The organism is Candidatus Eisenbacteria bacterium, from assembly GCA_026388185.1.
Lineage (GTDB): Bacteria > Eisenbacteria > RBG-16-71-46 > JAFGJU01 > JAFGJU01 > JAPLKG01.
In genome coordinates this window covers 231,607-257,638 of the sequence record JAPLKG010000008.1, presented here as the reverse complement: position 1 = coordinate 257,638, position 26,032 = coordinate 231,607, and the positions used below count along the sequence as shown (strand labels likewise).

At 56.6% G+C, this 26,032-nt stretch carries 18 protein-coding genes and 2 tRNA genes; 4 read left to right on the top strand and 16 right to left on the bottom strand.

What is annotated here, in order from left to right:
- Positions 1-35: 35 nt before the first annotated feature.
- From rodA to NTX17_03900, 5 genes are read right to left on the bottom strand one after another with little or no spacing between them, the layout of a single operon-like run.
- The gene (gene rodA, locus NTX17_03920; protein ID MCX5800513.1) at positions 36-1,262 is read right to left on the bottom strand and encodes a rod shape-determining protein RodA; all 1,227 of its coding nucleotides are present in this window, start codon (positions 1,260-1,262) and stop codon (positions 36-38) included.
- Positions 1,249-3,126, bottom strand: a complete 1,878-nt coding sequence (gene mrdA, locus NTX17_03915; GenBank protein ID MCX5800512.1) for a penicillin-binding protein 2 — start codon at positions 3,124-3,126, stop codon at positions 1,249-1,251. The genes rodA and mrdA overlap by 14 nt, the downstream gene beginning before the upstream one ends.
- The gene (gene mreD, locus NTX17_03910) at positions 3,086-3,631 is read right to left on the bottom strand and encodes a rod shape-determining protein MreD (protein MCX5800511.1); all 546 of its coding nucleotides are present in this window, start codon (positions 3,629-3,631) and stop codon (positions 3,086-3,088) included. Before mreD ends, mrdA begins: the two co-directional genes overlap by 41 nt.
- Before the next feature lie 57 nt (positions 3,632-3,688).
- Complete coding sequence (gene mreC, locus NTX17_03905; protein ID MCX5800510.1) at positions 3,689-4,543, bottom strand: rod shape-determining protein MreC; 855 nt, start codon at positions 4,541-4,543, stop codon at positions 3,689-3,691.
- A gap of 7 nt (positions 4,544-4,550) precedes the next feature.
- Entirely contained in the window at positions 4,551-5,588 is a 1,038-nt protein-coding gene (locus NTX17_03900; GenBank protein MCX5800509.1) for a rod shape-determining protein, read from the bottom strand.
- A gap of 266 nt (positions 5,589-5,854) precedes the next feature.
- On the opposite strand from NTX17_03900, the gene NTX17_03895 reads away from it, so the two are divergent.
- Positions 5,855-6,388, top strand: a complete 534-nt coding sequence (locus NTX17_03895) for a hypothetical protein (protein MCX5800508.1) — start codon at positions 5,855-5,857, stop codon at positions 6,386-6,388.
- Between the two features lie 85 nt (positions 6,389-6,473).
- Here the strand turns inward: NTX17_03895 and NTX17_03890 are convergent, their stop codons facing one another.
- From NTX17_03890 to NTX17_03880, 3 genes are all read right to left on the bottom strand, one after another.
- Positions 6,474-7,820: a rhomboid family intramembrane serine protease gene (locus tag NTX17_03890; GenBank protein MCX5800507.1), complete on the bottom strand. Its 1,347-nt coding sequence runs from the start codon at positions 7,818-7,820 to the stop codon at positions 6,474-6,476.
- Positions 7,821-7,838: 18 nt separating this feature from the next.
- Complete coding sequence (locus tag NTX17_03885) at positions 7,839-9,152, bottom strand: hypothetical protein (GenBank protein MCX5800506.1); 1,314 nt, start codon at positions 9,150-9,152, stop codon at positions 7,839-7,841.
- 1,097 nt (positions 9,153-10,249) lie between these two features.
- Complete coding sequence (locus tag NTX17_03880) at positions 10,250-11,545, bottom strand: GWxTD domain-containing protein (protein MCX5800505.1); 1,296 nt, start codon at positions 11,543-11,545, stop codon at positions 10,250-10,252.
- A gap of 250 nt (positions 11,546-11,795) precedes the next feature.
- Between NTX17_03880 and NTX17_03875 the strand changes: the two genes are divergently transcribed.
- Positions 11,796-12,533, top strand: coding sequence for a hypothetical protein (locus tag NTX17_03875; GenBank protein MCX5800504.1), 738 nt, complete (start codon positions 11,796-11,798; stop codon positions 12,531-12,533).
- A 78-nt stretch (positions 12,534-12,611) separates the two neighbouring features.
- Positions 12,612-13,142 carry a hypothetical protein gene (locus NTX17_03870; protein MCX5800503.1) on the top strand — a complete coding sequence of 177 codons (531 nt, stop codon included), beginning with the start codon at positions 12,612-12,614 and terminating at the stop codon, positions 13,140-13,142.
- On the opposite strand, the gene NTX17_03865 is transcribed toward NTX17_03870, so the two are convergent.
- From NTX17_03865 to NTX17_03855, 3 genes are read right to left on the bottom strand one after another with little or no spacing between them, the layout of a single operon-like run.
- The gene (locus NTX17_03865) at positions 13,139-13,837 is read right to left on the bottom strand and encodes an ATPase (GenBank protein MCX5800502.1); all 699 of its coding nucleotides are present in this window, start codon (positions 13,835-13,837) and stop codon (positions 13,139-13,141) included. The genes NTX17_03870 and NTX17_03865 overlap by 4 nt on opposite strands.
- Positions 13,834-14,562, bottom strand: a complete 729-nt coding sequence (locus NTX17_03860) for a hypothetical protein (GenBank protein MCX5800501.1) — start codon at positions 14,560-14,562, stop codon at positions 13,834-13,836. The genes NTX17_03865 and NTX17_03860 overlap by 4 nt, the downstream gene beginning before the upstream one ends.
- The gene (locus NTX17_03855; protein MCX5800500.1) at positions 14,562-15,173 is read right to left on the bottom strand and encodes a queuosine precursor transporter; all 612 of its coding nucleotides are present in this window, start codon (positions 15,171-15,173) and stop codon (positions 14,562-14,564) included. Before NTX17_03855 ends, NTX17_03860 begins: the two co-directional genes overlap by 1 nt.
- A gap of 193 nt (positions 15,174-15,366) precedes the next feature.
- Here NTX17_03855 and NTX17_03850 point away from each other — a divergent pair, with 193 nt between their 5' ends.
- Complete coding sequence (locus NTX17_03850; protein ID MCX5800499.1) at positions 15,367-16,833, top strand: PEGA domain-containing protein; 1,467 nt, start codon at positions 15,367-15,369, stop codon at positions 16,831-16,833.
- Between the two features lie 41 nt (positions 16,834-16,874).
- Here NTX17_03850 and NTX17_03845 read toward each other — a convergent pair.
- From NTX17_03845 to NTX17_03825, 5 genes are all read right to left on the bottom strand, one after another.
- Positions 16,875-16,949, bottom strand: a tRNA-Glu gene (locus tag NTX17_03845).
- 24 nt (positions 16,950-16,973) lie between these two features.
- Positions 16,974-17,047 (bottom strand) — tRNA-Gln (locus NTX17_03840).
- Between the two features lie 84 nt (positions 17,048-17,131).
- Positions 17,132-18,631 (bottom strand): glutamate--tRNA ligase, encoded by a 1,500-nt coding sequence (gene gltX / locus NTX17_03835; protein ID MCX5800498.1) that lies wholly within the window; start codon positions 18,629-18,631, stop codon positions 17,132-17,134.
- Between the two features lie 162 nt (positions 18,632-18,793).
- Complete coding sequence (locus NTX17_03830) at positions 18,794-23,896, bottom strand: C25 family cysteine peptidase (protein MCX5800497.1); 5,103 nt, start codon at positions 23,894-23,896, stop codon at positions 18,794-18,796.
- A gap of 260 nt (positions 23,897-24,156) precedes the next feature.
- Positions 24,157-25,707, bottom strand: a complete 1,551-nt coding sequence (locus NTX17_03825; GenBank protein ID MCX5800496.1) for a hypothetical protein — start codon at positions 25,705-25,707, stop codon at positions 24,157-24,159.
- Positions 25,708-26,032 lie beyond the last annotated feature (325 nt).

Sequence of the window (26,032 nt, the reverse complement as noted above, 5' to 3'; positions counted from 1 at the left end):
CGCCATCGGCGCTTGCCTTTCCGGCATGCCGTCCCTCAGTATTCGTAGACCTTTCCAGCGATTCCAGCCATGACCCCCACCACGGTGAGACTCGTAATCAGGGCGGAGCCCCCGTAACTCAAGAACGGAAGGGGAACTCCGGTCACCGGCGCGAGACCCAGGGTCATCAGTATATTCACCGTGCCATGATAGAGCAAGAGACTCACTATCCCCACGCACATGAGGCTTGCGAACCTGCTCCTTGTGCGCACGGCGATGGAGATGCCCTTCCAGACTATGACGGCATACAGAAACACTACCGCACAACAACCAACAAAACCGAATTCTTCGCCGAGCACGGCGAAGATGAAGTCTGTATGCTGTTGAGGAAGAAAAGCAAGTGACTTCTGAGTCCCCTTGAGGAAACCCTTCCCAAGCACGGCGCCCGATCCGATGGCGATCTTCGATTGGACCGCCTGATAGCCGGTGCCAAGCTGGTTGGCGCCGGTGCTCAGGAAGGAGACTATTCTCTCCTTCTGATAGTATTCCAGCTTGTTCCAAACCTCGTGCGCGCCCCCTCCAACAACGCTTGTGCCGATCATGACGAAAACCGAATGAACAAAGGAAAGCGTTGAATAGTGAAGAACGAGCCACTGCACTCCAAAGAAGATCAGCCAAATCCACCACCAGAAAGAACACAACATGCTTGCAAGAGGGAGAAGCAGCACCGCCAGATTGATGGCGGGTACGCCGGCCCAATAGAGCATTCCGAAGAGAATCGCGATGCAGGAAACGGCCGTCCCAAGGTCCGGTTGCTTGATTATGAGCGCCATCGGAATCAGTGTGAGCACTACGGGCAGAGTGAGGCTTCCGAATCTTGTCCAATCGGTTCTCCTGTTGGAAAGGATTCGCGCCATGAGCAGTATGAGGGCAATCTTTGTAAACTCCGAGGGCTGGAAAAGAAAGCTCCCGATCTGAAACCATCTTCTGGCTCCGAACCTCACTTCTCCGACCGCAAGAACGCCGACAAGCAGTAGAATCGAGATTACGTAGACGAATTTAGCAAGCGCGTCGTAGAACCTCAGAGGCAGAGCGGCGGCAGAGGAAAGAAGGAAAATTCCGACTCCAAGCCACGCGAGCTGTTTTAGGTACAAGCTGGTTCTGGCTGCAGACAGAGGACCCTGTCCCGTACTGTAAATGAGGCCGACTCCGATGACCGAAAGAAGCAGAGCACACGATATTAATGTGAGGTCAACCTTCTTTCCGATCTCACTCAGTCGCAAGGGTGTCCTCCACACTCGGAGAAGCTGCCTTCAACGTGTCGGGGCCATAGAAATAGAATCTGACAATCTCTCTCGCAATTGGAGCGGCGACCGAGCCGCCGTGACCGGCATTCTCCACAACAATTGCAAACGCTATTTCCGGGTTGTCGACCGGAGCGAATCCTACGAAGAGGGCGTGGTCCCCGCCGTGTGGGTTCTGTGCGGTACCCGTCTTGCCTGCAACACGAACGCCTTGCACCGCGGCCATTCTGCCAGTCCCGGTGGGCCCGGACACTACCGCCTCCATCGCCTCCTTGAGAATTGCCGTCGTGTTCTTGGACAGTCCGGCGAGCGATCTGGGCTTCTTGCGAAGGGGCCTGGTCGAGGAGACATTCCCACTCCCGTAGGGACGCCTGGCGGCAACGACGTAAGGTTCATAGAGGTAGCCACCGTTGGCGACGGCCGCACATAAACTGGCAAGCCCAATCGGAGTCACAAGAATCTCACCCTGTCCGATGGAAAGATTGAGAAGGACCCCCTTCCCCCATTTTCTCTTCCCGTATCTCTGGTCGTACCACTGGGTATTTGGGTAAAAGCCCGATTTTTCGCCTGCGAGCTTGATTCCCGTACGCTGGTTGAGACCGAATCTGTTTGCATAACGCGCGAGCTTGTCTATGCCCAAGCGGAGGCCGAGCTGGTAAAAATAGACGTCGCACGACGCTTCGATGGCTTCAAAGAAAGTTAGTTTTCCGTGACCTCCCTGTCTCCAGCATCCGAAGCTCCTTCTGCCGAACCTGTAGGAACCTGTGCAGGGCTCCAATTGGGTGTCACGCACTGCGACACCCTCCTCCAGAGCCGCGGCTGCGGTCAGGAGTTTCATCGTTGAACCGGGTGGATAGAGAGCCTGCGTCACTCTGTTGAGTAATGGGTGCTCGGGGTCCGAGTTCAGCTTCTCCCAGTCCTGAGAGGAAAGGCCGACCGAGAAGACGTTGGGATCGAACCCGGGTTTGCTCACCATCGCCAGGATGGCCCCATCTCTGGGGTCGATCACGACAATCGCACCGGTTCTGCCCTCACCCAGTGCTTCCTCTGCGACCTTCTGAAGTTCCACGTCAAGCGTGAGGACGAGGTCCATTCCTGCCGAAGGAAGCTCTTGCGGCGGGAGTGGTGGCCTGTCAGGAGTGGGCTCCACACGTCGGCCGCGTGCATCAACCTCAACGTATTCCTTTCCGTTCCTGCCCCTCAAATCCTCTTCTTCCCTGCCTTCCACGCCCACCCTTCCCACCATGTCTCCGGGCTGGTAGACGTCCTCGACGCAGGTCCTGATCTCCTCTTTCGTCACCTCAGACATGTAACCGACGAGATGACATGCAAGCTCCCCGTATTCATAAGAGCGCCTGGGCCGCGCTTCAATCCTGGTGCCAGGAAGCTCCTCGCGGTGTTCTTCCAGGATCGAGATCTGTGCAATGTCGAGATTGTGAAGAAGTGTCACTGGTCTGAACGGAGTCTCCTTACCCTTCTGCACCAAGGCGTTCCATTCGTCTACGCCGTCCGTCGCAAGGAGGTTGGAGATGCTCCTGAGCACTTCGTCCACCTGGATCTTCTTGGACACGAATTCCTTCTCGAAGGGATCGAAGAGCAGACAATACGACATCGTGTTCTCGACAACGACCTTCCCGTTCCTGTCAAGGACTCTCCCGCGTATGCGAGGCAACATCTCGAGTCTGACTCTGTTGTTTCTTGCTTGTTCAGCGTAGGCCTTGCCGTGCCAGACCTGAAAATAAAACAGCCTGCCGACAATGACGGCGAGCAAAACGATCGCTATCGTCTGGAGTACTCGCGCCCTAGAATGCTTGCTGCTCGGGAGGAACGACTGGTGTCTCACGTACGACCGTCTCTTTGCGGGAAAAAATCCGCTGCATCAGGTAGTCATAGCCGGAACACACCAAGGCGGTGTAGACGGCCGACCCGATCGAGACTCTCAGGATGCTGAAAGCCAGTTCTCTTATGTTGCCGGGATGAAGTATGGCAAAGTAGATGAGATCGTGAACCACAACGGAGCAGGTGATTACGACGACCTGAGTCCAATATCTTTCCTTGTACAAACCCGAGGAGACGCGACCCGCCGCAAAACCGATCACTGATTTGCAGAAGGAATTCAAACCGAGCCCGCCGCCGAAGCTGAGATCCTGAAAGAGACCCACCAGGAAACCTGCGACGGTTGCATGAAACGGTCCTTTGCGGAGCGCGATGTATGTGACGGAACCCAGAAGGAGATCGGGCCGCACCGGTCCGATCGCCGCGAAGCCGACGATCGAACCCTGCAGAAGAAATGCAACCACCAGATATACGATCTCGTAGGCGATATCTGAGAAGTTGTCCTTTTTCAATCAATGCGCTCCCTGCGTCTCGTCGATCGTTGGATTCGCAATTCGATTTCACATGTTTCAATCAATTGTCGGATTGAAAAGCCCGCTCTCGCGCATCTTGACCTTTATTCTTTCCGGTGCTATGAGAAGAACTTCCACCAGGCGAGAGAAATCAGCGAACGGTTTCACCTCTACGTAGAGCTCCCAGCGTCCCTTTTCCAGCGTCACTTTGGAGACTCTCCCGATTCTCAGACCTGCCGGGTACACGCCACCCAACCCCGAAGAAATCACGACGTCGCCGATCTTGACGTCGGTCTCGGGTTGAACAAACCGCATGACAAGTCGATTCGGCAAAGAGGGATTCCACTCGACGACTGCTTCCACTTCATTTCTGTCGATTCTCACGCTCACGGGGGAGTTGTAATTCGTAATGAGCTGAACTCTCGAAAACTCTTCCCCCACGCCTTCCACTTTGCCCACGAGGCCCTGCGGAGAGTAAGCGATCCACCCTTTCCCGACTCCCGCCAGAGAACCTTGGTTGACAAGAATCACCGCACCCAGTTTGTCGGTTTCCTTCCCGACCACTTCGGCGTGCAGAAACTCCCATTCGCTTCTGGGACTGAAGCCGAGTTCCGCGCGAAGTCGTTCGTTTTCTCGTTTCAGTCCCTCAAGTCTTTCGAGCTCAAAAGTGCGATCTGCGATCTGGGAATACAGAACCCGATACTCCTCGGCGAGCCAGATCGACCGTGCAAACCAGCCTACCTGGCCTGTGAGCTGCCCGACTGTCCTGTCGATGTTTGCTCTGGGAGTAGAAAGCCAGGGATCGCCCTGGTACTTCGTCATCAAGACAACGGAGATTACGATGCAGATCAGTAGGGCCTGCAAGGACCTGTCACGGAGGGAGGCGGCGAGGAAATCTTCAATCTTGTGCATGGCACGATCAATGACTCTCGCCCTTCATTATCACGTTACGGTACTTCTTAGGATTGTCCAGTATTTTGCCCGTGCCCAGCACCACACAAGTCAACGGTTCGTCGGAGACCTCAATGTGAAGGTTGGTGTGCTCCCTCAACAGCGCGTCCAATCCTCTCAACAGGGAGCTGCCACCCGTCATGACTATTCCTCTGTCGACAATGTCTGAAGCGAGCTCGGGCGGCGTCTTTTCCAGAGACAGCTTGAGCGCATCAACAATCTGGCCGATTGGCTCTTGAAGAGCTTCGCGCACTTCCACCGAAGTTATCTTGACTGTCTTCGGAATACCGCCCACGAGATCACGACCCTTGATTTCCATTTCCTCTTCTTTCTCGAGCCTGAAGGCGGAACCGATGCGAATCTTGACCTGTTCGGCGGTCTGTTCTCCTATCAGAAGATTGTGCGCTTTCTTGACGTGTTGCACTATTGCGTCATCCATCTCGTCGCCCGCTATGCGAATGGAAACGTGGCTCACTATGTCATCCAGGGCCATGACGGCGATCTCGGTAGTGCCTCCTCCTATGTCGATTATCATGTTGCCGGTTGGTCTGTCCACCGGCAACCCCACGCCGATTGCCGCGGCAATGGGTTCCTTCACAAGGAATACTTCCCTGGCTCCGGCTCTGAGCGCGGAGTCCTCCACTGCCCGTCTCTCGACTTCAGTTATGCCGGAAGGCACGCATATCATTATCCTGGGTCTCATCAGACGCCAGTTCTTGAGCACCTGCTTTATGAATTCTCTGAGGAGGTCTTCGGTTTTCTCAAAGTCGGCGATCACGCCATCCTTCAGAGGTCTGACGGCAACGATCCTGTCCGGCGTCCGGCCGAGCATCTCCTTCGCCTTGGCTCCCACTGCCAGCACTTCACCCGTCCCCTTGTCAACCGCCACGACCGACGGCTCGTTGAGAACGATGCCCTCTCCCTTCAAGTAGACAAGAGTGTTGGCAGTGCCCAGATCGATGGCAATGTCGTTGGAAAGAAATCTGAGCTTCCTTAAGAAAAACATGTTGAATCCCTTCTCATTTGAGACCTCGGGGACTGCCCAAGCCTCAGGGCCCGCAAAAAGATCATGTCCTAATTTACCAAAAGTCCCAAACCTAATCAATTCTTTTGTGAAAAGGACGAGGAGGAGCGAACCGAGAATCGTGGCAATCTCGCGGCGTTCTGTTCCGGCCGCTCCCGAGGCACACCCATTATCCTTGACATTGACTCCGCGGATTGATAGGTTCGACTCGGCGTTGCGAGGCTACCTGTTTGAAGGAGGTAGTTCTAATGAAAAAGCTGTGTGTGACCTTCGTAGCAGTCGCGCTTGCCCTTACTATGACGTGGACTGCATCTGCTATCCCGCCCGCTGGCCCGCCGAGGCCTCCAGAGGACAAGAAGCAGCCAGGACCGCCCGAGTTGGTCCGTACGGTTCAAGGCGAGACTTCAATAAGCGGCGCGGTGAGGGACCAGAACCAGAAACCGCTCAAGGACGTGATGGTCAAGCTGTCCATCGAGGGCGTCGTCGTTGCCTCTACTCAGACCGACGGGGTCGGCGCCTACAACATGAAGTACATCATCGACATCGGCAAGGACAAGACCATCATGCTTTGGTACGTGGCGCCGGGGACCGAGTGGGTATCAAAAACCGTCGTGCTTCATGAGAGTAAGGCCTCTCTTGCTTCACACCTGATTTCTCCTTGCATCCCGAGAGTGCAGGTGAAGCCATTCCTGGAATTCAACGTGCAGATGGTTGATGTTGCGACGAGGAATAGGCAAATCGCGCAGTCTGAATGTCTTTCAGGGACGCAAGTCTCCGAGTAAGAGCCTCCGCGGCTCCATGAGGGCATTTTCGCCCGTGCGACGTGCGCCCGGCCGCCTACCGAAAAACGCCGGGCAGGTCTAGACTTCAAGATGAGACGAAGCCGTTCTGTGGGAAGGCGCTTCTCCTGGCCGCGATTCTCCCTATCTCTGCCAGTTTTTTCCTTGCAATCTGAGCCCAGCGGGTCTGCGGATATAGACCTCTCACTCTCTGGTAAAGTTCACCTGCTTTGTCGAGGTCATTGAGTTTGGTTGCGTAGATTCCTGCCGCCTTCAGCAGCGAGGCCGGCGCCTTGTCCATTCCCGGGTTCGCGCCGCCAAACGTGGCGTAGGCTTCCGCAGACAGGTCAAGACGATTGCTCTCCTCGAGGTGCCTGGCCATCAACAACTGAAAAGACGAAGGAAGCTTCGCCTCGTCGGAGACCCTCTTCATTTCCTCGTAGAGTTCCGCCGCGACTCTGAAGCCGCCGGCGCTGAGTTCACCGACGACGGCCTTTGAATATTCGGCCACTGCCTTGGTCCTCTGCCCAGTCAGCAAGAACGTCCTCGCGAGAAGTGCCCTCGCTTCGGCATCAAGGGGCCTCGTTTGCAGGAACTCTATCAACTCGCCCATTGCGGCAAACCACTTGCCCTCCTCGAAGTACCTCCTGCCCTTGAGAAGCTTCCTCTCCAGGCTCGCCTCCTTCCCGAGTCCGCCGGTGATGCCCAGGAGAAGACCGAACAGAAAGCCCGACACATGCGACCAGTAAGCGGTCGTGGAAACCGGATTCGAAGAGGAAGACAGACCGTAGGCAAGCTGGATGAGAATCCACAATAGCATTGCCCCTCCGGCGTTGAGCCTGGAGATTGAGGCGCGGTAGACTCCCTGGAAGAAGAGAAGGGTCAGCGACGCCACCTTTATGCGAGCGTAGTAGAACCTCACAAGGAACAGGCCGAGAAGTCCCGAGATGGCGCCCGAGGCACCGATGATAGGGAATGTCAAATTTTGGGGCACGAGATTCGCTACGGCGACGGCCTGGGCCATCATGGAAAGCGCGCCGCACACCAGATAGGCCCCGAGGTAGTGGAGCCGTCCCATGCGATCCTCCAGGACGGAGCCGAATATCCACAAGTACAAGAGGTTCGGAATTATGTGTAGGTAATCCAGGTGGACGAAACACGAAGTGAACAGCGCATGGATCTCAAAACGTGCCGGGACAAAGGCGAGCCGCAGGAGGAAGCGGCTATCCGTACCAAGAAGGCGGAGGGCGACAAAGACGGCAACGTTACCCCCCAAGAGAGCCAGCGTCACGAGAGGAACCTTGCGTAGCCTGATCTCGGTACCGACCGGCAGAAAATAGAAGTAGTACATGAGTCTACCTGGAAGGGCTTGCTGGACAGGGAATACAAAGGGGGAGCAGTTTTCGCTGCTCCCCCTTCCCACTCTGCGGCTCAAAGAGCCTCAGCGAATCTTCTAGTAGTGGTAGGTCGCGCTGATCCTCGAGAACGGAGTGCTCGCAACGCCACTCAACCAGTACATGCCGGTGAACGGATAGTAGTCGTTCATCGTGGCATCGATGTCAAGGTTGCCGAACTTGAATCCGACGCCCAACGAGAATGTGAACGGCTCGTTGAAGTACGGCATTGTCACGCCGCCGTCCTCATAGACGTAGGTACGAAACTCGGACGGAATCACGCCGTTCTTGGTCGTGAAATCCCACTTTTCATAGCCGGGTCCCACGAATTCGAGCGTCATTTTCTCGTTGACGAGCTTCTTCTGTGCGCCGAACCTGACGGTCAACCAGTCCCTTATCGGTGTCTCGAGACAGCCGAACAGGAACGGGGCCGCGGTGCTGGTGAACTCGAACGTCTCGGGATAGCTTGCAGCCGGTGCGGCTTCCGCGTATGTGAAGTCGGTCGTGGCCTTGGTCTGGGAGAATCCCACACCGATCATGAACATGCTGCCTACGTCCACCTTCACGCCCAGGCCGCCAGTCATGGTAGTGAGCGCCTGGTCGCCAGAATCCTCATCATCCGGAACTGTACTCGTAATCTCCCAACCCCAATCATACTTGCTGTATCCGACCATGGGAACGAGAGTTATGTTCTCGGCGACGTTGAAGAACCCACGACCCCTAAAGCCGTACGAGGCGTTCCCGGCGTCCTGGATCTTCTCGTGGGAGGCACCGCTCCTCGCATCTATCTCGAAATTGAGCGTCCTGTACTCAAACGCGGCTTCGACCTTGTCGGTCTCGCGAACGTCAAACCCTGCGCTGAGTGTGATTCCCGTGTTGTTCTCATCGCTCGGGACAATATCCTCCATATACATATAGAGGAAATAGAGAGGACTGATCGTGTAGCTATAGTCGTCGCCCACCTTGTATCCGAACTCGCTGGAGCTATTGTCAACGCGGACGCCGAAAGCAGCCCTGCCGAAGTTCATGCCCCAGAGAAGGTCAAACTGGCTGCCGTATGATCCCGTCCACCCAGGAACGGGAGCAAAGCCGCTGTTTTCCCTGAGCATGATGCCAAACACACCGTACTTGTAGTCCTGCCCGAGCCCCATGGTCGCACCAAAACCGCGATCATAGGAGCCGTACACACCCAGCTCACCAATCACTACGCCTGGGTATCTGGCTATCGAAACAGGATAAGCAAACATGTTGGCGTAGTCTTCGACAAAGTCCGGAATTACCCCGAGACCTTCCAGTCTTGCAGTAGAAGCCGTTGCAAGAACGGGAGTCATCAGAAGCAACACCGTAAACAGTAAGATTCTTCTGGTATGCATTGAGAAAGCCTCCTTTTTCCACTCTCTTTCTTAAATGACTTTGGACTCTGCGCCCTCCCCTCTGGCACCACCCCGGACTATCCACATAGAGAAGAGGTTAGAGATTCTTGTTCCACACCCCCTTTCATGCTCGGTCATCTCAATCCGTCTAACTGTTGAGTGCCGTCGCGATAGAAAAGCTCTACTTCCCGAATAACGGAAAGCAGAACAGAGCGTTATAGCACTCGGCGGCACACTCTATTGTAACCCCTTTTTTTTGTCAACATCTTTTTTGGCCGCCTCGAGGGGTCTGGCCACGGCACGCAGAAGCCTTGAAAGCTCATGTGAATAACCCAGTTCGCCTTTCTCAAGACTACCCTGGCGGACGCAACCACGGGAGTGAACGAAGGAGAAGCCCCCGGTCGAGATGGCCACGTGTGAAATGTCACCGAGGCTACTTCCGAAAAAGAGCACGTCACCTGCACGAAATCGTCCAGCCCCGACATCCACGGCGCAGTCTCGCGTGGCCCGAAGCTGATCTATGGCATCACGGGGTAGTGCTACCCCGTTGAACGAGTAGACACTCTGAACAAGGCCCGAGCAATCGCAACCCCACGGAGTCGTCCCACCCCATAGGTAGGGAGCGCCCATGAAGCGAAGAGCAGTCTTGACGACGGACGAAGGGGTCTGCGAAGGAGAACGGACCGGCTCAAGTCCCGAGCGTTCGAGCCACCCTTGCGTAGCGTCCGGGAGAGTGGTTTTGACCCACCTCCCACGACTGGCCACTCGCGGAACACGGGTTCCCAACGCGAGCTCGCAAAGCACCATCGAGCGACGCGAAGGTTCCTGCCTGAGCGCAAGGCTTCTGGCGCTTACATGGAAGCGGGCTCCGACCTTCCACTTGAGTAGCTCCGAATCCGATACCGGGACGACCGACCAACTCCTGACCCAGCCACCGTAGCCGTCCGGTAACCTGACCAAGTGCCAAGTGCGGTCCCGAGTCGTGCGTATCACCTCCAGCTCGACCCCGAGGACGGCCTGCGTCAGAAGCTCAGAACTGTGTGAACTTCGGCGTCTTACATCCGCCAGGCTGACGCAGACTAGAAGCTTCCCTGCGTTCATTCGCGATTTGGCCCCACAAGTTCGTAGTCGCCCAATCCCATCCTGTCGACAAATACAAACGCCAGGTTCTGCTGGTAGTAGTACCACACCTCGTAGGCAGGCCCCGCGGCATTGAAGGGCCTGCTGTCGATCTGGTCCGGCGCCCCCCTTCTTATGTAGATTCTTCCCCGGTCAGTCTTCCAACCTCGTTGTATGGAGGAAAAATTTTCATTCGCATATCCAACTCTGTCGAAGAACTCCATGAGGAACTCGTTTTCCGGTGTCTCAGGGTACGGGTCCTTCTTCTTCCAGAACTCGATCCACAGACGCTTCCTTTCTGCGCCGGCGGCTTGTTTGATAGCCTCTGTCTCCGAGCGAGGCGCGATGTAGCTGAGAAGGGCGAGAGTGTCATCGATCTTCTTGTCAAGATCGAACTTGCTCTCATCCACTTCAAACGTTCTACGTGCGCTGGGCGTTCCTTTCATGCGGCCGAGAAAGAGCTCAAGCGTGTGCCTTCCCATGGTGAGGTTGTCTACCGAATACGTCACAAGAAAGGGCGAGATCCTGCCCTTTCTTGTGACGTTGAGGGTGTCCTGCAATTTGACGGTACCCTCCTCATCCAAGACCCTCCACGCGATCCGAGCGACCCCGGTGTCCCCTTCCGCGGGAGTATCGTAGAGATTCCCGTAGACGCAGACAGTGGGAAACCTCTCGCCAAACCTGGCCCTGGGAAAAGGAACGAGCCTCGAACGCAGCTGGCCTGAATCTGCTGAGTCAGCGCGGCACCTGCCGATGAGGAGATCGCTTATCGCAGGAAGAAACTTGAAGGGTTCAAGATCGAGTTTGAGCAAGACCGAAGATCTTTCCTCGGCGTCGAGATTCTCCGTTCTCACCAAGAGGTTGTATCTGCCCGCGGCCACCTCGAGCCTGAACGTTTCCTGGTAGGAGCCCTCCGGAGAAATCGTCTCCTTGTATGAGGAGCACGCCACGTTCCTTCGCCACGAGTCGCCTCCCACCTGTTTGCCCTTGGTATCGTACAGCACCGCTTGAACCTCGAAGCGGGCGAGGAATCCGTCCGTCCTCTTCAGGAACTTGAGCTGGCTGTACGAGATGTCGTAATGAATCTCCAGCGTCCCTTCCTTCTCCAGAGACGGAAAAAAGGTCGCATCTGCGTAAAAGTGGGGTGACTCTCTTGCTCTTTGAGAATCGAACCCGAAGTCCGACGCAAGGAGCGGAGGCGGAAGGGCAACCAAGCAGAGACCAGCAACCGTCGAGGCGAGAATCGCCACAAGAAGAGAGTGGTTCAACCTCATGAGCAATGTCTCCTACTCGCAAGCTGATTGCAAGAAACTCATGCGGAATCTAACACAAAGAATGCGTGGATTCAACGCCCCAGTTCCGGCGCGCCGGTCGCGCTCGTCGGGTAGCACATTCAGATTCAAACAAATTCGTTGCAACGGCGGCCGGTTTGGTATAAATTTTAGCTCTTTGAAGAGTGTGGCCCTCTGAGAGTCGTGTGTGTCAACTCCTGCGGGGTGTTTTGAGAGGATACAGGAGGAAATCATGAAGTACGTTGTAGCTGCATCTTTGCTCTTCTCGATGCTTCTCTCTTGCCAGGCTTTGGCAGTAGCCGAGTCTGTTATTCCTCCAATCTCCATCGGCATCAGGGGAGGCTTTAGCACCTACACGATGAGCGACATGAACGTGGCCGTAAACGAGGTAAACGACGTGCTGGCGCCCCGGAACTTCGACGAGCTCAACGACTTTGGAAGCGGTCCTTCCGGCGGAGGGGAGCTCCGCATAAGAGCGCTGCCGAATATTGCCCTCTCAGCCACGATTGAGTATCTCTACGAGTCCACCAAAGTGGGTCTCGAGATAGTGGGCGAGACATTCAGGGAACTGGAGATACATGCAAGCACTGTCCCTGTTACCGGTCGCGTGCTCTACGTAGTGAGCAACGCCAAGAATCCGAAACTCGTCTACACGGTGGGCGCAGGCATATCCTATCTCTGGCTGGGTAGACTCAAGACAGAGTCTGCCGAGACAATCCCCGTCTATTTCCCCAGCCCCTACTTGCGAACGGCCGATGGGGACGGCATTGGCTTGCAGGCAAGCGGCGGCGTGGAATACTTCGTCAGACCGTGGGTTTCGGTTGGCGGAGAACTTCTCTACAGACACGCAAAGATCTCCGAGCTGACTTACAACGACAACGGTGCGCCTGTGCTCATGAGCAACGGACAAAAGATGAGCCTGGACTTCAGCGGGATCTGCTTCAACTCCTGCATCAGATTCCATTTGTAATAGATGAACTGGATGACCAGATCGGCCTTCGTCTTGGGTCTGCTCAAGCAAAGCCCACTCGTTGATTGGAGGTGCAATTTGCGAAAGAAACTTGCACTTCTGGGTGTGTGCTTCCTGTCGGTTTCGTTCTCTCTCTGTGCGAGTGCAGACATCCTGCCTCCCGGAACGCACGAATTGGGAGGCAGCGCCGAGATTGCGTTTCCAGAAGACGGCTCCTCCATTTACCTGGGACCGCGCTTCGGCGTAGTTATCGCTCCCGGGTCCGAGTTGGAGTTCGAGATGGGGTATTCACGAACGTCGGACGGGCTCTCCAATTCCAGGCTCGCGTTTCTTGCTGATTTCATCTACAACTTTGAGACGGTTTCTGCTCCCTACCCCTTCATGCTCGCCGGGTTCGGGTTTGCCAGGTCTCACAGCGAATGGGAAAGGGGCGGTCTTGAATACGAAGGAGATGAGACAAACGGAATGTTGAACCTGGGGGCAGGGTTGAGGTTGCCCGTCACGGAGTCGGGCCTCGTCCGTTTGGAGCTGCGCTACACGCGAGAATTCGCGACCCCCGACGTGAGCACGACGACGCTTCGAGCCGGCCTGTCGCTCCTCCTGGATTAGCAGCCTTTGTCGGCAGCCCCGTTTCTCGCCCGACGCGCGTCTGGACCCTTTTCCCGTTTCACCAGCTCGACCAATCCTTCCAGAAGCAGGAATCTTCCCAGTGACACCACGCGGGCGGGCATACTTCTCACAAAGAGTGGATTCTCGCAGAGGCCTCCGCACAGGTAAACCGTCCTGGGACAGCCAGCAAATCTGTGAGCATTCACCGCTATCCCCTTGACAAACTTGGCCACCGCTTGCTCGACTTCCTCTCCCCTCGATACGGCGTCAAAGACAGCGCTCACGCCCAAGACTCCACAGGCTACCGGCAGATGTTCGTACGGCACGGGGATGTCCTTGTAGTCAAGCTTGAAGTGCATCTCGAGAAGCTCGATCGAGAACCCCATGGAAGATCCGCATTCAGAATTCCAGCCGGCTCTCTCAAATCTGCCCTTCTCGAAAACCACAAATTTGACGTCTCTGCTGCCACAGTCAAGAACGAGGAAGTCGGGAGCTTCGATGCGCTTCCTCGCTCCGGTCGCAAGTGCTACGAGCTCGTTCACCACTCGATCCGCTCTCAAAGCCGCGTTGTGACCGGTTCCGTAATCCGCTCTCACGTGGGGGGCAAGTTCCGTGCTTCTGATCACCTGAGGGCCCCGGGTCGAACCTGGTTCCCAGAGTTTCGTATAGGAAGTTCCGAAATCCCCTATTATCAACGTCTGACTCCGTTGAGTTCGAGAAAAGCCTCCACCTTTGCTCTGGTGCTCGCGCTGATGTCGAAGTCTCCATCCACGTAGAATCCTCTGGGGTGTGCGCGCGCAAGATAATACGCGATAGAGTTCTTCGCGCAGAAGGATTGGGCAAAAAAGACGGTCGGTATTGAAGGATCGAACGTGAGTTCGAGTTCTCTGTCAGCGGGGGTCTTGTTTTCCATGCATCGCGTCCATCCGAAAACGTGAGTCTCCGGCGGAAAGAGCTCGAGCAAGCCAAAGTCTCTCGGCGGCACTCCCCAGAACCCGCACGTGGCTTTGGACGGAAAAAAGTCGCCTTTCAGCCCACCCGGATGTTTCACGCTCTCAACAATCTTCTCAAACTTCTGAGCGAGTGACATCGAAGAAACGCAGATGGGATTGCCGCGTCTGTCGCCGTCGTCGTTTTCAGTTTCCGTGATGGGAATCGGAAGCTCTCTTTCAAGAATTTCCTTTATGTGACGAGCGCCATCGCATTTACCGTGGCCGACGTCCACGAAGATTTCGTCAAGTTCGAGTCTGAGCGCATTGGAGAGCACAGTTCTCAATATCGCACAGTAGTAACGAGGGATCAGCCTCGCCTCTGCCTCCACGTCGACAAGAGAAACGGTGGCGTCGAGGTCGACGATCTCGTCCCTTCCTTTGACGAGTCTCTCGATTATTTCGATGGGAGGAACTCCCACTATTCCCACTACGCGTCCCAGGACACTCCACTCCCTTCCGCGCCGGTCCTTCTGCTCTTCACCAGATATATCAACGGAAGACTCACCACAGTGACGGTCATCTTGACAAGGTACTGGCCTTCAATTAGAGCAAGCAACGGCATGAGGCCGTAGAAAGCAAGAGTAATGAACAACGCGCTGTCGACGGCGGTCGAGATCGAATTGCTTATGAGCACCCTCAACCATCTGGCCCCACCTATTTTCTCCCTCCACCACGCAAATACCTGTGTATCGATGAGGGAACTCATCAGGTAAGCCGTGAGGCTCGCAGCGACGATCCTCGGCGTTGCTCCGAGCACGGAGGCAAAGGCTCTCTGGTTGGAGTAAAACGAGGCAGAGGGTAGCGAAATCGCGAGTTGAAAGTAGAGCGCAAGCAAAATGTTTGCGGCGAACGTACTGTAAATCACCTGCCGCGCGCGTTTCTTCCCCAGCTTCTCGTTTATCAGGTCTATGAGAGTAAAGGTCATCGTGTAGATGAAGACTGCAGAAGGGACGACGATGCGACCCAGTGCAACCGGCTTCGAAGCCGTAACGTTGGCCGTGAGCTCGCACGCGACGTACAGAGCAATAATCAGTATCATGTGCCTCCTCTTCTCGCTACCGTATGCTATCAGAAAGATCCGAGTCAGGCAACATGCCTCGGCCGGTCACTCAAGGACGGTGCACGCGCCATGCCGGGGAACGGGTAGCGTTGAACGAAGCTCGGATATGTGGTAACGTTGTTTCGCAATTGCCTTGGGAGGCGAGTGCAAGACCGAGAACGCGGGAGAAAGAATGAGGTACGCTGCAGGTCCCAGAATGTTCGGTTTCCGTTCACAATCGTCCGCACAACACATGCTGCGTGGTTTTGTTATCTTGCTTGTTGCAGCCGCCGTGTTCGTCACGGCCACGATGCTGGCGGGCTGCTCCGGTAACGAAAAGACGGTCGCCCCTCAAAACCTTCCTCCCTCGATAAACGCGATCCAGCTCACTCCACCAAGAGCGGCGCCGGGGGACACCATCACGGCTGCTGCAATCGCCGGCGATCCGGAGGGCCAACCGCTCACTTTCCTGTGGAGGGCGAGCGCCGGCACGTTGATAGATTCCCTCGGTCAATCGGTCGAGTGGATAGCGCCTTCTGTGGCCGCGACGTGTACGTTGACGGTTCACATCAGCGACGAGGCAAACGAGGTCTCGATGACGCGCGCGGTCCCCGTGGGCGTTGGGTATCTCGTGATAGAGAGCTTTCCCCAAGGCGCGACGATACTGATCGACTCTGAACCCACCCCGTACTCAACGCCTTTCACAATGTCCGACGCCCCTGCGGGAAGCTACCTTCTGGAAGTAGAGAGGTCACCCTACGTCTACTCCCCGAATGCGAGCAGCGTGGAGGTGACTGACGGAAGCATCGTCCGCGTGCGCTTCAAGTTGAACGAAGAAGCGATGTCGATGACGCAGATGACCGGCAATGACTGCGTTACGCAGAGCTCGTGGTCGGCCGACGGGGAAAAAGTGGCCTGCGGCACAGAAAACGTCGCTCTGGGTTACCGCGTTCTGGCCATATTCGAATCGTCCTGGCCGGACGCCGTGGAGGACGTGATACAGACAGGCACTGGCGCCCAGCAAAGCTGGGGCCCGTCTTGGCGCCCCGCCGATTGTGCGGTTCTCTTTGCTTCATCGCGCACGGGCGTGAGCCTAATCTACAAAGTGCCGATATGCGGCTATCCCTACGGAGGGGAGGCGGAGCTCGTCTACACGGGAACGGCCAACTACCCGGTCTGGTCCCCGGACGGCAACCAAATCGCCTTCGTGGCTGACGAAGCCGGAAGCTTTTCGTTGAAGGTCATGTCGAGTTTAGGCGGATCTGCGACGCCGATTGCAACGGACGTCGTGGAGGATAGACCATCATGGTCGCCGGACGGAGACCAAATCGTTTTCTCGAAGACCGTGGGGGGCGAGCCGTATCTTTTCACAGTTCCCTCTGCGGGAGGAACTCCGGCGCAGGTTTCTCAAGTCGCCGGTGTACATCCGAGTTGGTCGCCGGACGGAAATAAGGTGGCCTACGTTTCTTCGCAAGATGGAACGGAAAACGTCTGGATTCTATTCCTGGATGCCACTCCCACACCGGTCGAGGGCCAACTGACGAGCACCGGCGCGAACTGGCCTGCGTGGAGACCTGACGGCACGGCTCTGTGCTTCACCGTGCCCGATGCCGAGGAGGAGTGCTACTCTCTCTGGCTTGCCACGAACTTCCCGTTTTAGCGCCTCAAAAGAATACGCCGGGCCCGGATGCCCGGCAAGCTTGGTAGCGCCACGGGGAGTCGAACCCCGGTCTGATGGCTGAGAACCACCTGTCCTAACCACTAGACGATGGCGCCAATGAAGGTCTTCCGATGCGATCTTGGCTGGGGAGTGAGGATTCGAACCCCAGTAAGCAGATCCAGAGTCTGCCGTCCTACCACTGGACGACTCCCCAGTGTCGTCCTGCGTAACCTAGCACACGGCCCGGCCCTTTTCAACCTCTTTGTGCGCTCGCTGCGCGGGCAGTAACCTACGGCGCTCACGCGTGTTCGCCCGGCTCGCTGGGAGCAGAATTGGCGCCCGCGAAGAGCGCGGCCTCCCTCAAGCGAGATACCGATCGTTCCCTTCCAAGAAGCTCCATGATCTCGAAGATTCCAGGACTTGTTGTCTTGCCGGTGAGAGCTGCCCTTGCTGGATGGATGAGCTCACCCGCCTTGAGGTTCATCCTTCCCGCCAGACTTCGCACCGCTTGTTCGATGGAGCCGGCGTTGTAGTCTCCGAGACATTCCAGCGCATCGGCCACTGCAATCAGGAGTTCTCGAGTTCCCTCTCCTGATAGGAGTAGCTCTCTCGCCTTCTCATCGTATTGCACCCTTTCGAGGAAGAAGAAATCCGCTTGCTCGGTTATCTGTGAAGCGACCCTGAGCCTTTCTCCCAACGCTTGAGTTATGCCGGCAATCCAGTCTTTCGTCTCATCCACCCCATTCATTCCTTCTACTTCGCGCAGATAGCGCGTCACCAAGTCGGTCCTCTCGGAGAGCGAGAGTCTCTTCATGTATTGCCCATTCAACCACAGGAGTTTCTCCTGGTCGAAAACCGACGGGTTTGAACCCACCCGTTCCAGAGAGAATTTCTCCACTAGTTCACTCGTGCTGAAGATCTCCTGTTTTCCGTCGTAAGACCAACCCAACAAGGCAAGGAAGTTCACCATTGCCTCGGGAAGGAAACCCTGTCTCTCGTAGTGCGAAAGGGCAACCGCTCCGTGCCTCTTGCTCAACTTTGTCCCGTCCGGCCCCAGAATCATAGGAATGTGGGCAAAAATGGGTTGGGTTTCGCCGAGGGCCTCGTAGAGAAGAAGCTGCCGGGGAGTATTCGAGACGTGTTCGTCACCCCTGATGACGTGCGTGATTCGCATGGAAATGTCGTCCGCCGCGGCGGCAAAGTTGTACGTGGGGGTGCCGTCCGAACGCAGGATGACGAAATCATCGAGCTCGGTGTTGGCGAACTCTATTCGACCTTTGACAGCATCCTCCCAAGCCGTCGAGCCTGCCCTCACCCGAAACCTCAAAACGCAGGGCTCTCCCCTTTTCTCTCGAGAAGCGATTTCACTTGCCGAGAGTGCGCTGCACCTTCCGTCGTAGTGGGAGGCGTGCTTCTGTGCCAGCAGCTCTGCTTTTCTCTCTTTGAGCTCCTCGAGCGAACAGAAACACTTGTAAGCATGTCCAGACGCCAGGAGCACGGACGCGAACCTAAGGTAGGTATCCATCCTCCTGGATTGGAAGTAAGGACCCGCTGCACCTTCCTTGCCAGGCCCTTCGTCCCAGTCTAGTCCCAACCAGAGCATGGTCTTCAGGATCGTGCCCAGAGATTCTTCCGTGGAACGCGCCGAGTCCGTGTCTTCGATTCTGAGAATGAACGTGCCGCACTTGGAACGGGCAAACAACCAGTTGAAGAGCGCCGTCCTCGCACCGCCCACATGAAGATATCCTGTCGGACTTGGTGCAAATCTCACTCTCGGAAGATCGGACACGTGTGGCATCCTCGCGCGTGGGGACCGGTACTCACTCAGAGTTAGCGTGATCTAGCTGAGTTCAAGTGAAGCTACATCTCACCTGACCTCTTGTCCAGTCCAAAGCTCTCCAAAAAGTGAGCCACTGGCGACCACCAGTGGCTCACTTCAGCGGAAATGACACAAGCCCCTCTAGTCCAACACCACCATTTTTCTGGAGGCTGCGTACTCTCCTATCGTCGCTCTCACAAAGTACACTCCTCCAGCAACTCTCTCGCCACCATCCCCTGTGGCATTCCAGTGAACGGAATAAAAGCCTGGAGTCTTTGGCCCATCCACGAGTGTCTTCACGCACCTTCCGGTCACATCGAATATTCTCACCGCAACGTGCGTCGGTGCAGAAGAACCCGCCTTACCGGCAGGAACGTTGAACGCGATAACTGTGTGAGGCTGGAAGGGATTGGGAAAATTCTGCGCCAGGGCAGGCGCAAGAGGAACCGAAGACGCCGGAACAAGGACGGCGTACGGTCCGAAGACGATCTCGCCGTTCTGCGTGACTTTCGCAAGCAGGTACAAATACGAATGACCACCCTCGGCGGTCGGATCGGTGAAACTGTAGCGGTGCGGAGCCACCGGCTCGACCGGTTCGCTGTTCACCTGAACGTACCCTGCGGGAATGCTGCCGGAGAGAGCAGCCACGCCGCTGCTCCCGCTTGTCGTCACGGGATCGGATTGATCCACTTCCTTGCGATACACGTTCCACTGAGCCTTGAGGGTGTCGTCCAGGTTCGTGTACCACTCGAGCACCACGCCGATCGGTGAAGGCGTGACCGCAAAGGAAGAGAGTTCCACGGCGGTCAGGATGGAGTTGACGAAATAGCCGGTTCTTCCGACGTCGTGTCTGAACATGGGCCACGGGTAGCTTGCCCTACTGTAGTTGAACTCGCCGGGCATGTCCCAAATGTACAACGTCCTGTCCCAATTCTGACAGATCACGTTCACGTATCCGTCACCGTCTATGTCCCATATGATTGCCGGTCCCCTCACCTCACCGCTCATCTGGATGGGAAAGCCCGCCGCCTCGGTCCCGTCGTGATTCCACCCGTAGAGACGACCATCTTCGGCCCCGAACAACACCTCGAGTCTGTCGTCACCGTCTATGTCTCCGAGCACGGGCGAACACTGACTACCCAAGCTGGTCGCAAACACCGGCCAACCGGACAACGCCACACCGTCGTATCCCCTCCACGCAAAGACGTAGCCGTTGGACGTTCCAATGACGACGTCAAGTTGCCCGTCGCCGTCCATGTCGCCTAGCGCGGGAGAGGGTTGCATGTCTCCCGACAGATTGATGCCCGTCTTCGGCCAACCCATGACGAGCGTGCTGTCTGTATTGATTGCGTAGACCTTGTAGTTTCCCGAACCGAACACTATCTCAGGTGCGCCGTCGTTGTCTAGATCAGCGACCGCGGGAGAGCTCGTTATGAACCCGCTCGTTACGTACGGGAAGTGCGGAACCAAGCTTCCGTCACCATTCCAGGCGTACAGCTTGCCGTCCCTGCCGCCTATGATGATCTCCGGGACCTGGTCTCCGTCTATGTCCGCCATGGCGGCAGAGCCGTAAAGCCACGCGCTTCCAGTCACTGCGAACACTCCGGTTGTACTCGGGTTCTGATCGCCGTCGATGACTTCGCTCCCATCGGGATTCCACGCGTAGACCTTCCCGTCGGCGTTTCCGACGACTATCTCCAGGGAATTGTCATTGTCTATGTCGCCGAGCGCCGCAGTGGACCACGGGTTCATCCCGACGGTCTGCGGCCACCCTTGCCTGAGCGTACCGTCTGAATTCCACACGTAAACCTTCTGCAGATTCCAGTCAACGCAGACGATCTCGGTGGAGCCGTTCCGCTCCAGGTCGCCGGCGGTCACGGAACAAGAGAACTTCTCTCCCTCGGACGCGAAGACTCCCCACGTCAACAAGTCGTCGTCGCCGTTAATGTACTCGGCGCCGTCGTGCTCAAACGCGTAGATCTTGTCCGAGCCGGCGACTATCTCGAGCGTTCCGCTCTTGTCGAGGTCCACGATGGCAGGCGAAGAGGACGTGAGCTGCGCGCCCAACTCGAACGGCGCACCCGCGTGGAGCGGCGGGTTCGTGGTCACCGAAACGTACTGGCTCAGCTCGCTTTCATTACCGGAGGAATCCTGGGCCGCGACTTTGTAATAGTACTTCTGGTACGGGAGAAGCCCGTCGTCAAGGAAGTAGGAAGTCCGTTCGACGATGTATTCGTTCACCTTCTCGTAGGGCCCGGAGACGCTGCCGCTACGATACACGTTGTACCCGCGTAGATCCGTTTCGGCGTTGGGCGTCCACACAAGGCTCACGGAAGAGGAGCTACCGGTAGCCTGGAGATAGTAAGGCCCCGCCGGAGCACTGAGCTCAAACAGCGAGACTTGATTGAGCCCGAGCGTGTCCGTAAGTCTGAGGTAGAAGAAATGATCCTCGTAGTCACTACAAACGAATCTGAACTCGTCGCCAGTTCTCGAGGAGCACGCAGGGATGCTCCCGAAAACCGCAAGACTGTCAAGTATCGTGATGTTGGCATCAGGAGTACTGAGATGACCCACCACCTGGTTGGCGCTGCCGGCGCCGAGATTTCTCAGCGTCACGAAGAACTCTATCTGTTCGCCGGAGTCGATCCGCCCATCCCCGTCTCCACCGCTCAAAGTGTCCACGGTCGTATGAGAGGCGTGCCAGAGTTCGGGCGCACGCACGTTGAGAACAAACACGTCGGTCCAAACGCTGTCGGCAGAATCGCGAGCTTCGACAGTGCACACGATTTCGCGTTGGTCCGGACAGTCACGCGAAACCTGCAGCAGGAATACCGTGTCCGGAGGCGCAACTGCTCCGGACGCCATGTCTCCGTAGCTCGCGGCCTCGTCGAGGAAAGTCACAAAACTGTCAGTGCTCCCGACGACGGCGGTGACCGACTCGGCAGTGGAGCCGCCCCTGTTCTTGAGAAGTAACGAATACTCGATTGTCTCGCCCGCGTCCACGTAGCCGTCACCGTTTCCCACGCTTAGACCGGCAGTGTCGTCATCAATTCCGTCCGCATACTTGCGCACGTAGGGCGCTGACGGCAGCACGACCTGGGCCGCCCCTTCGAACGGTCTGAAATCCTGCTTCGTCGCGGTGACCGTAAAGGTACCTTGAGTGTCCGGAGCGAACGGAATCTGCGCGATTCCATCGGCGTCCGTGTAGCCCGTCTTGTAATCCTCATCGGCCTTCGAAAGGCAGACGAGCGCGCTGTCCACGGGCGAGCCGTGCGACATAACTTCCACCTCGAAGTAAGGAGAACCGGCCACCATCTCCGCGTCGTACGCCACGGTCATGGTGTCGGGCTCGGCGGTCCAGACGGACAGTTGAGGGTCACCCAACAGAGTCAGGACGAACTGCGTCCACCTATACGAGGCGTCGGACTGCGAAAGGGAGATGAATGGAACCTTCGAGACGGCCAAGGCTTGACCGATGCACGTAACGCCCTCTTGGAAGATGAGCCTGAAGAGTTCATCCTGAAACACCCAAGCCGTGGTCGGATAATCAAATCTGGTGGAACCCAGATAGCAGACCGACCCCCCGTTCTCGTTGAGAATGAAACTCTCTCCAATGCAGTTGAAGTCAAAGGCCGCAGACGTGCAGTTCTCGGCAATCAAGATCCCAACCCTGCTACCGTTAGTAAGCGCATCGGCATCAGCGTTCACGAAGGTGCCGTTTGCCACGGAAAGGGTGTTTCTGTAACCATGTCCCACGTGCTCGGCCAATCCATATCCGACATTGAGCGAGTCCTTCACGGCCTGCTTCGTCTCCAAATAGGCTCCCGGGAAACAGAGATAGTTCTCGTAGAGCTTTGCAACGTGAAAGGACGAGGGCAGGTATGAGACGGCCGTCTCCGAAAGCGCTGTGCCGTCCAGTGACACCGTGTCGCATTTTGTCCCGCTCGGAACGTATGTCTTGGGAAAGAGTACTTCCGAAAAGAAGAGAGAATGGGTCGCGAAGTTTGCGGGTGGGTTCTTGGTGTAGCCCAGCGTCTTGTCGACGAATAACTGTGCCTCTTCTGCAGTGTTCACCGGCGCTCGTCCCACCCAGACTTCGGGATAGAGGTCCGCGTAATCGCCGGGGTAAGACTCCGCCAGCCATCCTTCTCCGAAATAGTTATCGCCGTCGTCGTTCCAGTTGCCATCGAGGCACTGATAGTATAGGTCGGTGGGAATGCCCTCGCCGCCGGTATAGGTTGACCATCCGTACCGGGCCGGGATCACATCGCTGTCCCCTCCCAACAGAACCCAAGTCGTCCCCCAGTTCGTGTAGGCGTCTCGAATGAATTTTCGTATGGTCTCGGCAACATCGCACCCGTCGGGATAGTTCTCGCGTATCCAGGAAACGGTTCTGACGACAGTGGGAGTGCCACTCTTTGTTTTCCAATCGGCGAGCACTTGGAATTTAGACTCCATCGCCTCGTTGGTAATGATCACATATTGCACCGGACTTCCGTCCAGCGAGGGACAAAACGACGGCTGGAACGGTTGGCTCGAGGTTGTCTGGAAGACCCCGGCGTTCGCGATCTTCGTGAGACGCGGATTGACGACGAGCTTACTCACGACAGCGGCGATCTCGCGCTCGGAGGTAGGGAGAATGCGTTTCCTCTCGAGCGGGCGTTCCGTGTCGGAGGCAAGCTCGATTGTGACGCTCATGCTCTTGTCGAATCTCAGCCTTCCCTCGGCATCCTTGTACTGAACTGGATAGACCAGAAAAGTGGCGATTCGATGGTCAGCGAGGAAACCTTCACCCGTGGCCTTGACAGGCGTCACGGGATACCACTCATTCTTGTCGAATGTGGCTTCGCCTGCCACGGGCCTTTTCTCCTCGGGGGCCGTGGAAAGCGGGAAGGGAGTCAAAGAGAGCTCTCGGGCGCCTTCAAGGCCAATACTCTCTACGGCCTCATAATCAATCTTGTCCACTCTCATGTCCGTGGGAATCTCTACCCTCAGCAGATATACGGGGAGATCGGGATAGCCGGGGGCAGAACCAGAAAGGCACCCTGTGAGGGTAACGCGAGCTCCGCCGCTGGCGTCCACGACTGCGGGTAAGCTACCGGCAAATGAGATGCCCACCTTGACGTAGCTTGTACCGCTCGAAACGCTTACGGTGGGTCCGCCGGTTGCCCCGTACCCTGTTTGTGCAGAGAGCATTGCAAGAGAAATGACCAATAGGCAGCAGAACAGATGCATGTTCCTCATCGTTCACCTTCCGCGGAAAGTCGCCTCAGGAAGTGGCCCTCAAAACACAAAAACCCCACCTTCTGGACTGAAAAGGGGAGTTTCAGCAGCGCTGCGGACACCACTCAACACCACACCAAGGAACGAATTACCATCGAGACAATGATACCAGAAGAATGAGGCCATGTCAACACAATTATGAGGACTTGTCGGGATTGCGAGTGCCGTCTAACCACTTGTCTCGGCTGTGATTGGGTTATCGCCCACTCCTTCATGCTTGCTCACTTGCTGGCTGTCCCTTCTCCGGCCGTAATTCCGGGCGCGATCTTATCCCACTCAATTCTGTAGGCGGTGTAGTAGAACGTTCCCGGCCTCGTGATGCCCAGATTACTCACGCTGGTCGTAACGACCGGCGTGACGGCGTCTCGCAGTCCTTCCACGCGAAGAAGTCTCCTGGGCGACCTGGCTCTGTCAACGACGTAGTCGGGACGCGCCACCTGCGCGAAGAGAAAATGCGTGAGAATTTCATCAAGGTCGTGCTCACGAAGGATCGGGATCATCGCCGGAGTCGCGAGTCCTCCCAGGTCCACGACCTTTCTGTCAGAGTAGTAAGCAAACGCGCCTACGTCCGGGATTGCCACCGAAGTGGCCGCGGGAGTATTCGCCGAGAACCACTCGCCGAGGTACACGAGCGAACCTCTCATGTCTCTGCTGAAACTGTGGGTGTGCGGATAGGCCACCAGCGTCAGCACCAAAACGTTCAGCGCGATGCAAACGGCGGAAACCGCTGATACGCTCAAGCGGAAAGAGCGCGGGGTCAGCTTTGCCGCCTCACATATCCGGCGAAGAGATAGAAAACCGTAGAGAACAGCCACCGGAAGGACGGGAACGAGGTAGCGCGACACGACCTGAACGTCGCGCACTACGTAGAGAGCAGGTAGAGCCACGAGCCATCCGACCGCAGCCACATGAAAACTGCTTAGACGACCGGGGAGGCTTTTCTTGACCAACGCCGTCATCAGCACCATCGCCATCAGTGCCATTTCTAATCCGTTCGTGGAGCCCACGATCTTGCCGACCACGATCACGCTCTTCCAGAGACCTTCCGGCGATATGAATCTCCCCGCCTTGACCGCAACGGTGCTCGGCGACATTCGGCCGAACTGCATCAGCGCGAAAGCGAACCAGGCGAGAGAGACAGCACCACCGGAGAGAAGAATCGAGAAGCCCACTTTTCGTCCACCGGCCCGCCCGCCCGGCACCCTGCTCCACACACTCGGGAGCAAGGAAGCCACTACACAGATCAAGAGAAGTGCGATGGCCTCCGGCCTCACGATACTCGCGAGAGCAAGAATCCACACGGAGTGGCGAGGCACTCCGGACTCTGTGTCTCTATGGAAATAGTAGAGCGACAAGATCACCCACGCCGTCATGAGACTGGTCTCCATTCCGGAAAGAGCCCATCTGACTGACCAGCCGTTCAGAATCCAGACCAGGGTAGCCGCCCGAGATAGATGGCGATCGGACGATACGCGAAGAAAGAGAAGGTAGAAAAAGACTCCTGAGAGGATCAGTGCAGCGAGGCCAAGCAATTTCGCAATCGCAAGGAGTTCCGCACCTGCAAGGCCGCCGGCAGAAATAAGGAGTATCCAGAGCGGACTCGTGAACCCGTAGGTCGGCTCTCCAGGATTGAAGGAGAACCCCCTTCCGGCGACCAGATTCTTGGCGAATTGAAGGTGGATGAAAGTGTCGTCGGTTATGTACTCCACGAAGGGGAGTTCAACCAGGGCGATAAGAAGAACAATGAGTAGAATGAAGTATCTGTCTCTCACAAGCGCCTCACGGAGTGGTCCTCGCACGCAACGATCCCCGGCGCGATCGGTCTGGGTCCACGGCCTGCACAGCTTACGCTCGCACACGGGGGTACTGTGACTTCACGTTCGGACACGGCGAGTCTAAGGCTTGAGGACGGCCGAGTCAACACACTCCCGGCCGTTAGGGCCCGGCCCCGCCGCACACGGTTACGGGGAGGCTCGTATAGTGTGACTGCGCATTTCGCTTGCCGCAAGGAGACAACCGCAGGCCTCCATCCTGTGACCAGTATTGTCTAAAGTATCACCGAGAGCCTGACGATAGCATACGTAGAAAGCCCGTCCG

Excerpts from the sequence above, each read along its gene's own strand:
- NTX17_03855 (MCX5800500.1), bottom strand. The coding sequence starts at position 15,173 with ATGATACTGATTATTGCTCTGTACGTCGCGTGCGAGCTCACGGCCAAC.
- mreC (MCX5800510.1), bottom strand. The coding sequence starts at position 4,543 with ATGCACAAGATTGAAGATTTCCTCGCCGCCTCCCTCCGTGACAGGTCC.
- NTX17_03895 (MCX5800508.1), top strand. The coding sequence starts at position 5,855 with ATGAAAAAGCTGTGTGTGACCTTCGTAGCAGTCGCGCTTGCCCTTACT.
- NTX17_03880 (MCX5800505.1), bottom strand. The coding sequence starts at position 11,545 with ATGAGGTTGAACCACTCTCTTCTTGTGGCGATTCTCGCCTCGACGGTT.
- NTX17_03875 (MCX5800504.1), top strand. The coding sequence starts at position 11,796 with ATGAAGTACGTTGTAGCTGCATCTTTGCTCTTCTCGATGCTTCTCTCT.
- NTX17_03830 (MCX5800497.1), bottom strand. The coding sequence starts at position 23,896 with ATGAGGAACATGCATCTGTTCTGCTGCCTATTGGTCATTTCTCTTGCA.
- NTX17_03850 (MCX5800499.1), top strand. The coding sequence starts at position 15,367 with ATGAGGTACGCTGCAGGTCCCAGAATGTTCGGTTTCCGTTCACAATCG.
- NTX17_03900 (MCX5800509.1), bottom strand. The coding sequence starts at position 5,588 with ATGTTTTTCTTAAGGAAGCTCAGATTTCTTTCCAACGACATTGCCATC.
- NTX17_03885 (MCX5800506.1), bottom strand. The coding sequence starts at position 9,152 with ATGCATACCAGAAGAATCTTACTGTTTACGGTGTTGCTTCTGATGACT.
- gltX (MCX5800498.1), bottom strand. The coding sequence starts at position 18,631 with ATGCCACACGTGTCCGATCTTCCGAGAGTGAGATTTGCACCAAGTCCG.